17 protein-coding genes are annotated in these 16,316 nt (G+C 34.6%); 1 reads left to right on the top strand and 16 read right to left on the bottom strand.

Annotation, left to right across the window (positions count from 1 at the left end):
- Positions 1-169: 169 nt before the first annotated feature.
- From GMD78_RS02475 to prsW, 14 genes are all read right to left on the bottom strand, one after another.
- Entirely contained in the window at positions 170-892 is a 723-nt protein-coding gene (locus GMD78_RS02475; RefSeq protein ID WP_155666786.1) for a hypothetical protein, read from the bottom strand.
- A 19-nt stretch (positions 893-911) separates the two neighbouring features.
- Positions 912-1,112, bottom strand: a complete 201-nt coding sequence (locus GMD78_RS02470) for a DUF2768 family protein (RefSeq protein WP_155666784.1) — start codon at positions 1,110-1,112, stop codon at positions 912-914.
- Positions 1,113-1,363: 251 nt separating this feature from the next.
- Positions 1,364-1,624 carry a stage VI sporulation protein F gene (locus GMD78_RS02465; protein WP_343042068.1) on the bottom strand — a complete coding sequence of 87 codons (261 nt, stop codon included), beginning with the start codon at positions 1,622-1,624 and terminating at the stop codon, positions 1,364-1,366.
- Positions 1,625-1,682: 58 nt separating this feature from the next.
- Complete coding sequence (locus GMD78_RS02460; protein WP_155666782.1) at positions 1,683-2,720, bottom strand: NAD(P)H-dependent glycerol-3-phosphate dehydrogenase; 1,038 nt, start codon at positions 2,718-2,720, stop codon at positions 1,683-1,685.
- Between the two features lie 11 nt (positions 2,721-2,731).
- Positions 2,732-4,042, bottom strand: a complete 1,311-nt coding sequence (der, locus tag GMD78_RS02455) for a ribosome biogenesis GTPase Der (RefSeq protein WP_155666780.1) — start codon at positions 4,040-4,042, stop codon at positions 2,732-2,734.
- A 99-nt stretch (positions 4,043-4,141) separates the two neighbouring features.
- Entirely contained in the window at positions 4,142-4,327 is a 186-nt protein-coding gene (locus GMD78_RS02450; RefSeq protein ID WP_155666778.1) for a capping complex subunit for YIEGIA, read from the bottom strand.
- Positions 4,328-4,330: 3 nt separating this feature from the next.
- Entirely contained in the window at positions 4,331-5,221 is an 891-nt protein-coding gene (locus tag GMD78_RS02445) for a YIEGIA family protein (protein WP_155666777.1), read from the bottom strand.
- Positions 5,218-5,835, bottom strand: a complete 618-nt coding sequence (locus GMD78_RS02440; protein WP_155666775.1) for a YphA family membrane protein — start codon at positions 5,833-5,835, stop codon at positions 5,218-5,220. Before GMD78_RS02440 ends, GMD78_RS02445 begins: the two co-directional genes overlap by 4 nt.
- Before the next feature lie 245 nt (positions 5,836-6,080).
- Positions 6,081-7,205, bottom strand: coding sequence for a 30S ribosomal protein S1 (gene rpsA / locus GMD78_RS02435; RefSeq protein WP_155666773.1), 1,125 nt, complete (start codon positions 7,203-7,205; stop codon positions 6,081-6,083).
- 347 nt (positions 7,206-7,552) lie between these two features.
- On the bottom strand, positions 7,553-8,227 hold the full coding sequence (gene cmk, locus GMD78_RS02430) for a (d)CMP kinase (protein WP_155666771.1): 675 nt from the start codon (positions 8,225-8,227) through the stop codon (positions 7,553-7,555).
- 158 nt (positions 8,228-8,385) lie between these two features.
- Positions 8,386-9,030 (bottom strand): flagellar brake protein, encoded by a 645-nt coding sequence (locus GMD78_RS02425; protein WP_155666769.1) that lies wholly within the window; start codon positions 9,028-9,030, stop codon positions 8,386-8,388.
- 92 nt (positions 9,031-9,122) lie between these two features.
- The gene (ypeB, locus tag GMD78_RS02420) at positions 9,123-10,463 is read right to left on the bottom strand and encodes a germination protein YpeB (protein WP_155666767.1); all 1,341 of its coding nucleotides are present in this window, start codon (positions 10,461-10,463) and stop codon (positions 9,123-9,125) included.
- Between the two features lie 14 nt (positions 10,464-10,477).
- Complete coding sequence (gene sleB, locus GMD78_RS02415; RefSeq protein ID WP_155666765.1) at positions 10,478-11,521, bottom strand: spore cortex-lytic enzyme; 1,044 nt, start codon at positions 11,519-11,521, stop codon at positions 10,478-10,480.
- Between the two features lie 284 nt (positions 11,522-11,805).
- Positions 11,806-12,480, bottom strand: coding sequence for a glutamic-type intramembrane protease PrsW (prsW, locus tag GMD78_RS02410; protein ID WP_155666763.1), 675 nt, complete (start codon positions 12,478-12,480; stop codon positions 11,806-11,808).
- A gap of 126 nt (positions 12,481-12,606) precedes the next feature.
- Between prsW and GMD78_RS02405 the strand changes: the two genes are divergently transcribed.
- Positions 12,607-13,575, top strand: coding sequence for an asparaginase (locus GMD78_RS02405; protein WP_155666761.1), 969 nt, complete (start codon positions 12,607-12,609; stop codon positions 13,573-13,575).
- 106 nt (positions 13,576-13,681) lie between these two features.
- On the opposite strand, the gene GMD78_RS02400 is transcribed toward GMD78_RS02405, so the two are convergent.
- Together GMD78_RS02400 and GMD78_RS02395 are read right to left on the bottom strand one after the other, a co-directional pair.
- Complete coding sequence (locus GMD78_RS02400; RefSeq protein ID WP_155666759.1) at positions 13,682-14,659, bottom strand: YpdA family putative bacillithiol disulfide reductase; 978 nt, start codon at positions 14,657-14,659, stop codon at positions 13,682-13,684.
- A 165-nt stretch (positions 14,660-14,824) separates the two neighbouring features.
- Positions 14,825-16,105: a Glu/Leu/Phe/Val family dehydrogenase gene (locus GMD78_RS02395; protein WP_155666757.1), complete on the bottom strand. Its 1,281-nt coding sequence runs from the start codon at positions 16,103-16,105 to the stop codon at positions 14,825-14,827.
- Positions 16,106-16,316: the final 211 nt, after the last annotated feature.

Below are 16,316 nucleotides of genomic sequence, written 5' to 3'. Positions count from 1 at the left end.
AATATGACTTAATATGTGTAAAAGAAAATAATTAATGGTAAAAAATTATCATTCGTAGTTTATAATCTCTTCCAATTATTCCTGGGCACTAAAAAAACCCTTGCAACAATATATGTTTCAAGGGAGATTATATGATAAAAAAATATTATAGATTTTCTTGTACATTAGTTTACTCTTTCATAAATATCGGTTCACCATCTTGTAATGTATATGGAAGTGAGTATGCTGGAGCAAATGGGGTATTTTCAGCTAACAAATACCTGATATCATCGCCCTCTGAATAGTTATGTTCATACTCATCTAGCGCATTATTTAAATCTATCCGATAATCCACATAAAGTGTACCATTTGTATCCATTATTATGGGAAGGTTTTCCGCAGAATATGGACTTTTAATATATAATGGATCATCAAAACCTAATGCTTCATGGTCAATATGAAATAATCCATTAGCAATTTCCTCTCCAAAAGGAGGATATATATGTTTATTACGATACTGATCTAATTTTACATTAATCCTTCTAATTTCTTCTGTGATTCTTAAATCAATTAACTTTACTTCTGGGTTTTCCTCAGGATTAATCAGTGTATACTGATAGACTCCACCATTTTCATATGCATTTCCAGGAATTTCAGTAATCAGGTTCCTTTCTTTCAATGCAGTAAAGTCAATTAAGTATTTTTCAAAAATCGGTGTATCATTGTCCTTTGTTTTAATTGGGAGCAGCCCATTCGAACTTTCTTGATACTGTGTAACAGCATTCTGAACAGTTTCAAGCTGCGTTTCGTTTGGAACTTGATTCTTAGATAACTCACCATTTGGATATAGACAACCACTTAATAGTAAAAGCATGACAAACAACGTACAATACCTAATATATGTATATTTCATTTATTAGCCTCCTCTACGGTTAACCTGATGTTGGCCCACTAAAAACAATAATTAGTATAATAATTCCCCCTAGGAATAATGAAATATATGCAAGGAAAGCGACAATACCCGCTAATATCCCTTTCAATTTATACCTACTAAGTAATATAAGACCGATTGCAAGGATTAATAAACCCATACCTGCAAAGGAAATCCACATATTTAACATCGATTGAGACATGTTTTTTCACTCCTAACCAAACTGCTAAAACACTGCACATGGTATTATATCATATGTATTTGACAACAAGCATTAAAAAACGCGGAATTTAGACGTTATTTCTAGTTTTCACATAAAAATCCGAGATGAAGAGGGGCTATCTTCATCTCGGTTGACTAAATAATACCCACAGCAACCCTATCTATGAATGCTTGTGCGTTTCATTTTATGCGAGTAGACACGAGGATGCATCCTCACTTGCCCAGAAACGTCTATTTTTTAAATAACTGATTCAACGCGTTCATATCCATTGGTACTTTATTATTGGTAATAGATTGTACAATTTTGTCTTCCTTTTCCTTAGATACTGGTTTACCTGCCATTTTGGATAAATGACGAACCAATTTTCTAACGGTCTTCTCGTCGGAAAAATCCGCATTTTTCACGGAATCTGCTACCTTATAGATATCCTTAGGATCAATATTTGTGTCGTTCTGTATTTTGTCAAAGATATTCCTGTGTTTGTTACTCACACGCTCGCCTCCTTGCTATAGTAATTCAAAATAGTATATGCAAGAAAAGCGATTGTTGTTATCGAGTATAGCGATTACGTAATAATGTAGCAAGGTCGTCCATTTCTTCACGTTTATCACGATTCATTAATTGCTCAACAACCTCTTTTGGTTTTTGATTATTGAAAAGTATGCTATAAATCCCTGAAGTAATTGGCATCTCTACATTTTCTGCTGTTGCAAATTGATATGCTGCTTTAGCAGTACGTACTCCTTCAACTACCATACCCATTTGATCCAGTACTTCATCTAGATTCTTGCCTTTACCTAATAAGTTTCCAGCTCGCCAGTTTCTACTATGAACACTTGTACATGTAACGATCAAATCCCCTACACCAGGTAATCCAAGAAAACTTAATGGATTGGCTCCAAGTGAGGTGCCAAGTCTAGTAATTTCGGCTAGACCTCTAGTGATTAGGGCAGCCTTTGCATTATCACCATAGCCTAGGCCATCAGATATACCTGCTCCTAAGGCAATGATATTTTTTAAAGCTCCTCCTAGTTCAATGCCGATTACATCATTACTCGTGTAAACTCTAAATGATTCATTAAAAAATAACTCCTGTGCACTCTTTGCATAATCTTCATTAATGGATGCAACAGTTACTGTTGTTGGTTGGCGCATTGCGACCTCTTCCGCGTGACTAGGTCCTGATAAAACAACAACATCCTCGTAATTATAATTATCCATTTCTTCATCAATAAGTTGAGTTACTCTTTTTAAGGTTCCAGGTTCAATACCTTTAGAAGCATGGATAATGCGAATAGGCTTAGTGATTAAATTATTTAACTGTCCACAAACCTCTCTAATAGCCTTAGTTGGAACTACTAAAACAACGTCCGTAACATCATCCAATGCAGCTTCAAGATCATAATATGCTTTGATTTTTTCTGGAATCATGATCTCTAAATACTTTTCGTTTTTATGAGTAGAGTTAATTGTTTCAGCCTGTTCCTTTGAATGTGTCCATAATCGTACATCATGACCATTATCTGCTAAAACGATACTTAAAGCTGTCCCCCAGCTACCAGCACCTAATACAGCAACTTTAGACATAATATCTCCCCCTATTGACGTTTTCGAGCAAATATTTTTATAGGTGTTCCTACAAATCCAAATGCATCCCTAATTTTATTTTCTAAGAATCGTTGATATGAAAAGTGCATGAGTTCAGGCTCATTTACAAATACAACAAAACTAGGTGGCTTCACAGCAACCTGAGTTGCATAAAGCACTTTTAATCGTCTACCTTTAACCGTTGGTGTAGGATTCATAGCAATAGCATCCATAATGACGTCATTTAATACATTTGTCGGAATTCGTTTTGCATGATTTTCACTAGCTACTTTGATAGACGGTAGCAATGTGTGAAGCCTTTTTTTCGTTTTGGCTGATAAGAATACTATAGGTGCATAATCAAGGTATTGAAAATGAGCTCTTATCTTCTCTTCAAATTCCTTCATTGTTTTTTCATTGGTTTCTACGGTGTCCCACTTGTTGATTACGATTACAATTGCTCTTCCAGCATCATGTGCATATCCTGCAATCTTTTTATCCTGCTCACGAATACCAGTTTCTGCATCGATAAGTACTAACACAACATCGGAACGTTCAATTGCTCTTAAGGCACGTAGAACACTATATTTTTCCGTTGTTTCATATACCTTACCACGTTTACGCATTCCAGCAGTATCGATGATAATATAATCCTGGTCATCTTTATGTAATTTTGTATCGATGGCATCTCTAGTCGTACCTTCAATCTCACTTACGATGACACGTTCCTCATTTAAAAGTGCGTTAACTAATGAAGATTTTCCTACGTTCGGCCTACCAATCAAACTAAAGGAAATGGTTTCATCATCAATTTCTTCCTCTTCTGTTTGTGGGAAGTGTTTTACTACTTCATCTAATAAATCACCTAACCCTAAACCATGTGCACCGGAAACAGGGAAAGGTTGTCCAAAACCTAATGAATAATATTCATATACTTCATCGCGCATTTCAGGATTATCAATTTTATTAACCGCTAATACAACTGGTTTATTGGATTTAAATAAGAGTTTTGCGACTTCTTCATCCGCTGCAGTAATACCCTCTTTCCCATTCAATAGAAAAATAATAACGTCAGCTTCATCTATTGCAATTTCTGCTTGCTGACGCATTTGCACTAATAAAGGTTCATCGCCAATTTCTATTCCGCCAGTATCAATAATATTGAATGTCTTAGTTAACCATTCTGCTTGTGCATAAATTCGATCACGTGTTACACCTGGTATATCTTCTACGATTGATATTCTTTCTCCAACCAACCTATTAAAAATAGTTGATTTTCCTACATTCGGTCTCCCGACAATTGCAACTACAGATTTCCTCATGAAAGGAACATCCTTTCTCAATTACTTTTCTATGCTTATTTGATAGCATGCTTATAACTTTATTTATTCTAGCAAAAGTAAATGATATTAACAATTGTTTTAGTGTTTAACGATAATAAATAATTCATCACTCAGTGCATGTGCTATTCCGTCAGTAATCGCTTCCAAGTTTGCCGCCATTTTCTGTAACTCATCAGAACTGTCACAAATAAATATTGGGGCTCCACCTGAAATTCTTGATTGATTTGTTGTAATGACAGCCAGTATCGCTTTTTCAATTTCCATATACTATTTAGCCTCCTTATTATGAATCTTTGATTGGGAAGGCATCCTAATTGCATTTTCTAGTACTGGTACAGCACCTATAATTTTTTTAGCTTTTTCTATATCCTTTACTTGTGGAAGAATAAATATCCCGATTCGTCCATCATCTAAATCTCGCTTGATTAATGGAGTTAATGCTGGTGTTCCGGAATCCCGAATAACACCTAATGAAACTGAAATATCATGCAAAATTGCCTGTCTTTGCCCTAAATTCGCTATAGTTGTAATGGAATTCATATTTTTCGGAGTTAAGACAAATCCCATTCCATATTTTAAAATCTCTTCCTGTCTTTCTTTCAATCCGATATTCATAATATAGATGTTATCTACATATAAACCTGCACCTTCAAAATGTAGGGGATGATGATCGATCTCGACAATTTCTTTAATAGTAGAACCACTCTGAAATAACTTACTTATAATTAAGCTTAGGATAGCACCTATAATAGCAGCATATACATTCCAAAGAATATAGAATAACGTACTGACAAAACCAGTTAATATTACTAGATAATTTCTACTCTCAAAGGAAATAGCAATCCCTTCAATATAGGTTTTTCCTCTCGGTACTAATTCAAAATCATCAATTTCTGTAAGCGTATTTCTTTCCATATTCCTTACTTCTCTAAATTGTGTTGCAGCTACAGTTAAGAAAGTAACTGCTGTAAACTCCATTTCTAATATGGCTGGTACTGCTACTGCTCCCAATGCAGCCGCAATAAAGCCTAACGCTAAATGAATTACCTTCCCATGTAAATATGTGGGATATTGTCGATAATCTGTTCTCAACATTATCATTCTTGCTACAGTTCCTGCGATCACCCCAAATACAATAGGGTAAATATATTCGTTCATTTTGCCACCTCAATGTCTGTTTGTTTCTCATGTGTTCGTTTGTAATTTTGTACTATAGATACTAGGTTTTGTTTTAATGTTTGAATCGCTTCAATACAAATTAGCCCGAACAATATGATCAATAAAGTATCAAAGAATACCATCTCACCTATTACTTTAGAGATATAATAGTCAGATAGCATGTGACAATAGAGCAATTCTCCGCTACAAATACCAACCAATATAATTGCGATTCTTGGGTATAATCCTTTCGCTAATAAGCAGACCATTAGTATCGCAATCAATGGAATTAGGATATACCTTGGCATAAACAGCCATATTGGCGCTTGTCCTTCCCAAATTAAAATACTGGAATAACCTATCATCATTGTAAAAGCACAGAACAGATGATAAGTTGTTCTAGGTATATAAGAAAAAAGAAAAAAACCACCCATCAATATACTGACAAACGTCAATGACATATCATATTGATAGACTGTAACATATACATTTGAAGTAGTTATCGATAGTAAAATCCAACAAGAAATGAAGGTTCTTTTCTTTGTTTTATTCATGAAAAACGTAACTACTACCCAAATTATCCAACTGAACCAATAAAAATAAATTCCATCCATCAATGTCCCCACCTACCATTTTTAGTATTGCTAAACACCCTTGTTTTTAAACCTACTAGAGATGGGAAACTCTAACTTATTACTGAAACGAATCATGTGACTCTTTATTCAGTGGGGATTTTCTTTATCCACCACTAAACCTACTTTGCTGAAATGCATCAGTAGCGAGGACTATGGGATAAAAAAAGACTTATCACTATTCACAGACGAGTGAATGAATAGTGATAAGCCACTTTAGTTAATTATTACTGTTTAAACTTATTCAGTTTATCCCCAATTAAATCTCCAAATTGGAAGCTTGATTCTTCTTCTTTTTCATATTGCTTATATTCTTTAGCCTCTTGTTCTTGTTCAATCTCTTTTATACTTAACGACATACGCTCTTCTGCTTCATCCACATCAAGTACTTTCACTGTTACTGTTTGACCTACTTCAAGTACCTCCTGTGGAGTGCCAATATGACGATTTGCGATTTGAGAGATATGAACTAACCCCTCTACATTAGGTAATACCTCTACAAATGCACCAAAGTTAACCAAACGTTTAACCGTTCCCTCTATCACTTGACCTCTTTGAATTTTTTCCTGAATATTATACCATGGTCCTGGAAGTGCTTTTTTGCGAGATAATGATATACGCTCATTGTCACGATCAACTGAAAGTACTTGAACTTTAATTTTATCCCCTTCCGAAACAACGTCCGAAGCTTTTTCAACATGCTCATGAGCTAATTGTGAGATATGAACTAATCCATCAATTCCGCCAATATCAACAAATACACCGAAATTCGTTATACGTTGAACAGTTCCTTCAATAACCTGTCCTTCTTCAATCGATTGTAATACTTTTGATCGTTTTGCGGTTTCTTCCTCTTCTACCACTGCACGATGAGATAGAATCACTCGGTTCTTTTCTCTATCTAAATCTTCAATCTTTACCGTTAATTTCTTATTTACATAATTAGAAAAATCATCAACAAAGTAAGTTTCTACTAAGGAAGCGGGAATAAAGCCACGTACTCCAACATCAGCAACTAGTCCACCTTTTACAACTTCCTTTACTTCCGTTTCAAACACTTCATTGTTATTATACTTTTCCTGTAAGTTTTCCCATGCTTTGTCTGTATCTACAGCTTTTTTAGATAGAATAACTTCATCATCATTTATTTTCTTAATTACTAATGATAATTCGTCACCTTCTTTAACGACACTAGTGTCAATATGTAAGTTAGAAAGTTCGTTTCGAGGTACAATTCCTTCTGTCTTAAAACCAATATCGACAAGGACTTGGTCATCTTCTACCTTAACAACTTTCCCCTTTACAACATCACCAATTTTTAATTCAGGAAATTCATTTGTTGATTCACTCATACTGTTTCCTCCTTAGACTAAGACAAGTAAATTACTAATTAATATAATTGCTATACAATTCTATCAAATAAAACCCTCTTTTTATAACTTCTAATAATTACAATTATTTGTCAAGTAAATTTATTCTTTTTCATTAATTTCCCAATTTTCATCGTGATCAAATCTGCTGCTTCCTGAAGTGATTTTTTGTTTACTCGATATGAGAAATATGATTTGAACAAATGTTAACGGATCCTATTGTTGGGATATTATCCTGACCTACAACATTAATTCGGTATAAGGGATAAAAATAATATAGATGATCCATTTAGCGAATTTGTATAGAACTCATTTGCTCTTCCCTTTTATTATATTTTTTTAGATACCTCCGTTAAGATTTTTTGTGCAACTTCATCAATACTTAACGAAGTTGTATCAATCTCAATTGCATCTTCCGCTTTTAACAATGGAGCTACATCCCTTTTAGAATCAATCTGATCACGTTGCTTAATTTCCTTTTTTAGTTCCTCTAAATCTGAAGGAAATCCTTTTTGAATATTTTCTTCATAACGACGTTTTGCTCGTTCTTCAACAGAGGCGATCAGAAATATTTTGACTTCTGCATCTGGAAGAACATGTGTACCAATATCTCTTCCATCCATTACTACCCCTCTTTTACTTGCCAGTGATTGTTGTCTTGCAACCATTTCTTTACGGATAGCCGGATGCTTAGCAACATAGGAAACATTATTCGTTACATTTTGAGATCGGATATCTAAAGTAACATCCTCCCCATCTAATAATACACGCTGGCCATCATCACTTTGTTTTAGTTGGATGGAAGTTTCTCTTAATAATTCCGCTAAAGACGATTCATCATTTAATTCAACGTTGTTATTCGTTGCTTTTAATGTCAGTGCTCGATACATTGCTCCAGTATCTATATATATGTAAGATAATTTTCTAGCCACGATTTTTGCAACCGTACTTTTACCAGCCGCCGCAGGGCCATCAATAGCTATTGCAATATTTTTATTTTCCATAGCCTTTTTCAATCCTCTCAATGTCTATAGTCTCTCTTGAAAAAAACCTGGCAGCTTGGCCAAGTTAAAAAATACTCATCAATAATAACATATCCTAAAAATAATGGTCTAATCTACTTGAAAAAAATTCACATAGAGTTAGCTAAATGAATATTTTCTTATTGAAGCTCTTTTTGTCTTTGTTCCCTTTGTACTTCAAAGCAATACCTTATAATATGTTGTTGTGAAGGCTTTGTTATCGACGTATATTTTAATGAAGCTATATTTGCTGCGTTAGGGTTATTGATTACTCTTACAATTTCACCTTCTACACCAATATACTGATATTCGCCTGAATTCATATGTAATACGATCAATAGAGTAACTGTTTCTGTTTCTTCTAAGTTTACCCCTCTAGGAATGATAAATGAAAGGCCACCACCACTAATATCCGAAGATACAGTAGTAAATGGTGCAAATGTATTGTTTTTACTATGGACTGCCAAATCTACTGCCGTATCAATCCGTACATATTCCCTACGTTGGATCCGTTCAATCTCATCTTGTCCTGGAATTTGTAAGGAAAGTGCTGGTACATTTAATTTATGCTTACCCTTGACAACTGTCTTAAAGCGGTATACAGCATTATCCTCATCTACATACGAAGCAGTTAATATGGTGTCTTTTTTGAATACCCTCGTTTTTTTTGATTTTATATTAATCGGGTAATCAATGATTAAGTGTCTCTCATTTTTTTCTATGATCTTGCAGCGGAATTTTTCCTTATTATTTTCTTCTAACCTTAGTATTGTCCCAATCTTCATGATTTTCCCCCGTAGTCTAATCGTAGAATTCTATGTATATCTTTATTATTACAGAAAAATTAAAAAAGGGAAAGGTGTAGACCATTCCCTTTTTACATGCCTGCAAAATTTATTTCTTTTCCGTCCATTCGCTCGACTTTTTCTTCGGTACCATCCATCGCATTTATAAATATACGATACGTATCATTACCTAATGTACCTAGGAACTCATAAACTAAGACTTCCTCACCAATATCATTATCGATGACAGCCAAGAATTCTTCTTGAATCTCTACGTTTGGATTCACCATGTCCCTAGCTTCTTCTTCACTAATGCCAGGTTCAGGAATTTCACGATCTTTATGATTCATAAAGTAATTTCTAGCCGTCACCCCTAAAATATCACCATTGTCTAAGCCTACTTTTACTTCTATTGCATCTGAGTACACTCTCACACCATTTTGACTGTACAAGAATGAATATAAGCCAGTATTATTGTATTCGGTTGTTTCAAAAATTTCCATATTATCAAAATCATGATCCTTAACATATTGCTCAGCTATTTGTTGACCATCGTTAAGGCTTAATTGTTTTTCACTAATAGGTCGATCGACTAGTAATGAGAGGGGATGTCCACCTTGTTGCGACATATCCATATATGCATTTTTGTCGCCATCACGATAAGAGACACTGTATAGTGGAATGTCCGCCCCTTCTCCACTTTCGGTAATGGTAATGTTATTCTCATTTTTAACATTAAATAATTCTTTACTTATATTAACTGCTTCGTCTTGACTCACTTGATCGCCTGTTAAATTTTGAAATTTATGCTCGTTAGATGAAGTTCCGATTAAGGCGGTGTTCATATTACTTTCAGAGAATCCCTCGATCTTTTTCTCCACGGTTTCAAACCCATCGATAATCGTATTATCGGCTTGTTCATCTTGAGTTGCAAGAGCTAATTCTACATCCATCCATCTTAGGTTGTTCTCAATTACCTCATGTTGAACCTTACGCAGTTCATCTTTAATATCTGCAGATTGTTCATACAACTGTTGCAATGTTTCTGCTTCCTCGTCAGACAAAGGCTCATTTTCTAAGTCCCTTACAGCTGTCCTGTAAGTAAAATCACCAATGTTTGACAAAAATTCTTCGGTTTTATTAAAAGGCATTAATGTCAAAGGTAATTGCCCTACATCTGATAGTGCTTCAGATGTTAATCGCCAAATTTCTACAAATTGTGGTGATAGTCTTGTATCTGAGTTCATCGCTAACGCTGTTCCAATTTTATCATGCAGTAAATCTACATGATAGGAAAGATCATGGAATGAACGTTGATATGTGTTTTCTGCTTGAATTAGTATTGCGTTTTTCTCTTGGTGTTCTTGGTAACCCCAAACTGCCGTCCCTGCAACACCAATTGTTAATACAGCTATTAATATCCATCGAAACATGTCATCACACCTCTCTATTTACAGAAAATATGTTTACCAATACGTTTAATTTGAGGTCTACCCCAAATCCATCCAGATGTAGCTGTATCTGGGTTAAAATAATAGATAGCGTTACTAGAAGGATCCCATCCATTTATAGCGTCTAAAACAGCTTCTCTTGCTTTGTCATTTGGAGTTAACCATATTTGACCATCAGCAACTGCCGTAAATGCTCTAGGCTCAAATATCACACCGGATACTGTATTAGGAAATGTTGGACTTTCAACACGGTTTAATATAACTGCAGCAACCGCAACTTGTCCTTCATACGGTTCTCCTCTTGCTTCACCGTATACAGCATTTGCCATTAGATTGATATCATTTTGAGAAAAGCCTTGTGGAACATTAACAGCCGCTGTTGCTCGACCTTCATCCTCTTCTGCACCATCTGCTTCTTCTTGGGCATTTGTGTCAGGTTGTTCTTGCTGTTGCTGTTGTTCTTGCTGTTGCTGTTGTTCTTGCTGCTGTTGTTGTTCTTGCTGCTGTTGTTGTTCTTGTTGCTGTTGTTGTTCTTGTTGTTGTTGCTGTTGTTGTTCTTGTTGCTGCTGTTGTTCTTGTTGCTGTTGTTGTTGTTGCTGTTGTTGTTGCTGTTGTTGTTGCTGTTGTTGCTTTTTTCGTGGAGCACTCTGCTTTGCTTTATCCATCCCGCCATAATGGGTAAATCTATTTCCTTTTCTTATTTGTTCCTTCACAAACTGCTCATCATATTCCGTGGCCCTTTCTAACATTTGCTTCGTCTTAGCACCTGCTAGACCATCTACGTTTTTTAATCCAAATTCTTTCTGAAAGTTTCTTAGAGCCCAGTACGTTCCCCATCCAAATACACCGTCAATTTCCCCGTGATAAAAACCGATATACTGTAATCTAGCCTGTAATTCAATAACGTCATCTCCTACTGCTCCTCGTTGCATAACTTGTTCTGAGAATGCATCAACTTCTTTAGGTTCATAAATTGCTTGAAGTCCTATAGATAGAAAACATATAATTATTGATAAAAGGAACATCTTCTTAAAAGTCATAGTAATTCCTCCTGTTTAATCTTCATCTAGTAATATCTATTTTTAGATTAAATAGGCTTTTTATGCATTTTTTTATGTAACCAATTGAAATATATACGAGTAATAATAAGATGAACGTAAGAACTAGAGCCTCGTAACGCTTCTTAAAATAGATTAAAGTTAAAGTTCTTTTCGTATAGTATGTAATTGATTTCACAGGTGAAACTGCAGCAATCTTTTAGATAACTGCATGAATTACTATAATTTAGAGAATGAAAAAACACTTGAAACTTTTTCAAGTGTTTTCAGGCGTTTTTCTTTTCAAATTGTTGAAGTGGATCCAATTGCAATTGGTGTGCTGTACGTACCCTTCTTAATCCAATAAACCATAGTATAATCATAAACGGAACAATGAGAAACACCCAATTATTTGGAATGGCTTTTAAAATATAATTATAAGTTCCATGTAATAGTAAAGGAAATAAAAGGGCTAAAAATATATTCCATTTTACATATCGGTTGTTGGTTTTAGCTTTTCCAAAGTGATATCCCATAATAACACCAAATAGAGCATGAGAGGATACAGGAAACATAGCTCTAGAAAAAGCATATTGTATTCCATTGTTTAATAAATAGAGGATGTTTTCCACCGTTGCAAAACCTAGACTGATCGAAACAGCATATACAATACCATCGTAATGAGCATCAAATTGTGTATGATGATAAATTACATATAAAAATATAAACCATTTAAAAAATTCTTCAGATAATGCGATAATAATAAAGGATTGAATAAAATTATTATCAATTCCATTCGAAGTAAATGCATATTGAATAAACATAATTGGAAAAACAAGCAAACATCCAAAAACAAACGTTCGAACAATCAAGGAGAAAGGTTCAGTTATATGATCTTTTAAGTAAAAAAAAGACAGCAATGCTAGTCCCGGTGCAATACCTGCAGATAATATAGTTAACATATGCGGTTAGCCTCTTTCCAATTTGTTACATTCATCGTAACATTAATGTAACAAATTGAAAATACCAGGTATGGGTGTTTTCAGTTATGAAAAAATAAAATTTACAAAGCAAAGGTGAGTGCTTATATGAAAAATATTTTAATTATACATACAGGTGGAACTATTTCGATGCTAGAAAATAAGGATACTGGGGAAATACAGACTACCAATAAACACCCGTTAACGGATTTATCCTATCACTTTAAAAAATATGCTAGTATCGATGAAGAGATGGAATTCTCATTACCATCTCCCCAGATCACACCAAGACATATGTTAGAGTTAGCAAAGAAAATAAGTACAATTAGTGATAAATACGATGGGATAATTGTAACCCATGGAACAGATACATTAGAAGAAACTGCCTATTTCCTAGATTTAGTACTGAATCTAGAAAAGCCAGTTATCTTAACTGGAGCAATGCGCTCAAGTAATGAAATTGGATCTGATGCGTTATACAATCTTATTAGCTCTGTTCGAGTTGCTATCCATGAGCAATCGGCTTCTAAGGGAGTATTGGTCGTAATGAATGATGAGATTCATGCAGCAAGAAATGTTACAAAAACATCTACAAGTAATGTTGCGACATTTCAAAGTCCACCATTTGGGCCGATTGGGATTATTACGAAGGAATCAGTAATTTTTCATCATACGATCATTTCCCGTATCTCCTATCCTATTCAGGAAATAAGTAAAAATGTATTTTTATTAAAAGCATATGCAGGAATGGATGAACAAATTATAGATGCAATTCATATGGGTAAACCTGATGGTCTTGTAATTGAGGGGTTGGGACAAGGGAATTTGCCTAAAAATACACTACCTGCATTGAAAAGAATATTAAAGAATGATATTCCAATTATTCTGGTTTCAAGATGTTACCAGGGAGTTGTACAGCCAACATATGCCTACGAAGGTGGAGGAAAACAATTAAAAGAAATGGGGTTAATTTTTACTAATGGTTTAACTGGACCAAAAGCAAGAATTAAGCTACTTATAGCGCTAGAGTCAAATACAGTAGGGTCCCTTAGGGAAATATTTGAGGAAGAAGTATAAGATAGCAGAAATCCCTGCTATCTTAATTTTGATAAAAAGTATAAACTTTATATTCCCTATATAAGTTCAACAAGGTAACCATAAAGACTTGGCCTAGGCAAGTTATCTATTTAGGTTCTACTATAGCCTTTGCTATTTGCTGACCATGAAATCTACCATTTTCAATAAAGATCTTATTGTTATTAAATCCCGCAGCGATTACTCCGGCGATAAAGAGGTCTTTAATATTTGTTTCATACGTCTCTTCGTTAAACACTGCTTTCCCTGAAGTAGGGTCAACACGGATTCCAATTTCTTGTAAAAACTTAACATTAGGTCTATACCCTGTCATTGCAAATACAAAATCGTTTGTTATCTTCTTCTGTTCCCCATTCACTGTATAGTACACATGATGATCTGTAATTTTCTCCACATGCGCATTAAATTCCATTTGAATGATATCTTTTCTTACAAGCGAATCAAAATCTGGCAAGATCCATGGTTTTATACTTTTTGAATACTGATCACCACGATATAAAACCGTTATATTAGCTCCTGCCTTATTTAACTCTAGTGCAGCATCAATCGCTGAATTCTTACCACCAATAATGACAACTTCTTTATTATAATAAGGGTGCGCCTCTTTAAAATAATGCATAACTTTGGCTAATTCTTCACCTGGTACACCCATCCTATTTGGCTGATCATAGTAACCAGTAGCGATAATTACATGGTCTGCTTGATATTGCTTGCTTTGATTTGAGGATAATTCAGTTGTTAGGTAAAAAACACCTTTTTCTTTACGGATCTGTGTCACTTTTTCGAATGATCTAATCCTTAATTGCTTTCTATCTGCAACAGAACGATAATATGCCAGCGCTTGATTTCTAGTTGGCTTCTGCTTTTCTGTAATAAATGGAATTTCACCAATTTCTAATTTTTCACTTGAACTAAAAAAGGTTTGATGTGTAGGAAAATTATACAATGTGTTTACTATATTTTCTTTTTCTATAATAAGTGGATCAATCCCTTTTTTCTGCAATTCTATCGCACAGGACATTCCACACGGTCCTCCACCTACGATGATGACTTTCTCTCTCTCCATAAACAAGCACTTCCTTTGCTGAAAAATCATTAAGGCTATTTTTTAGAATATTTCTATACCAGAGCAATCAACTCTACGAAAAAGCCTAACATAAAAAAACTCTTATCTAAACTATACATGATAAGAGTTTTTTCGTCATATATTAAAAATCCTTTAATAAATTTATTAAACCCATCCACGGAAACGAGAAGCCTCAGCCATCTTTCTAACACCAACGATATATGCAGCTAAGCGCATATCGATTCTTCTTGTTTGAGCCGTATGATAGATTGTATCAAATGCTTTGGTCATTTTATCATGGAGTTTTTGATCAATTTCTTCTTCTGTCCAATAAAACCCTTGGTTATTCTGCACCCACTCAAAGTAAGAAACTGTTACTCCACCTGCAGAAGCTAATACATCTGGAACTAATAAAATTCCACGCTCACTAAGTATTTTGGTTGCTTCCATAGTTGTTGGACCATTTGCTGCTTCTACTACAATACTTGCTTTTATATTATGAGCATTCTCTTCTGTAATTTGATTTTCTACAGCTGCAGGAACAAGAATATCACAATCTAATTCAAGTAATTCCTTATTTGTAATGGTATTATTAAACAATTTTGTTACTGTACCAAAACTATCTCTTCGATCTAATAAATAATCGATGTCTAATCCTTCTGGATCATGCAATCCACCATAGGCATCTGAAATACCTACTACTTTTGCACCAGCATCATGTAAAAATTTAGATAGGAAACTTCCTGCATTTCCAAAACCTTGTACAACCACTCTTGCACCTTTTACATCAATGCCTTTTCTTTTTGCCGCTTCATTAATGGCAATTGTTACACCTTTTGCAGTTGCAGATTCTCTTCCATGTGAACCTCCAAGTACAATAGGTTTACCCGTAATAAATCCTGGACTATTAAATTCATCGATACGGCTATACTCATCCATCATCCAAGCCATAATTTGAGAATTTGTAAAAACATCTGGTGCTGGAATATCCTTCGTAGGGCCAACTATCTGACTAATAGCACGTACATACCCTCTACTTAATCCCTCAAGCTCGCGGAAAGACATTTCTCGTGGATCACAAACAATTCCACCCTTTCCTCCACCATATGGTAAGTCAACGATACCAGCTTTTAAACTCATCCAAATAGATAAAGCCTTTACTTCTTTTTCGGTTACATCCGGGTGAAATCTTACCCCACCCTTAGTAGGACCAACCGCATCATTATGCTGTGCACGATATCCAGTGAAGATTTTGATCGAACCATCATCCATTCTAACTGGAATTCTAACCGTCATCATTCGGACCGGTTCTTTTAATAAGTCAAAAACTTCATCAGGGTAACCCAACTTTTCTAACGCAGTTTTTACAACAGTTTGTGTGGATTTTAATACATCCATTTTTTCGTTTTTAATTTCGGTAGAATCTGCTGCTTTATCGGCTACCATGAATTTACCTCCTAAAATACCTTATAAATATTTTATTATTGCAGTACTCAGAGATTAGTATACACTTTCAATATAAATATGCAATAAAAATAGGACGAATTTTATATTATTTTTTAAAAAAATGTAAGCGGTTACTATAAATACACCTTTTTAAAAATTTTATACCCTGTCCATTACAGTTTCATACTAATAATAGTACAAGGATTGTACT

Source organism: Ornithinibacillus caprae (assembly GCF_009728145.1).
Taxonomy (GTDB): Bacteria; Bacillota; Bacilli; order Bacillales; family Amphibacillaceae; genus Ornithinibacillus; species Ornithinibacillus caprae.
This window is presented reverse-complemented; position numbering and strand designations above follow the sequence as displayed.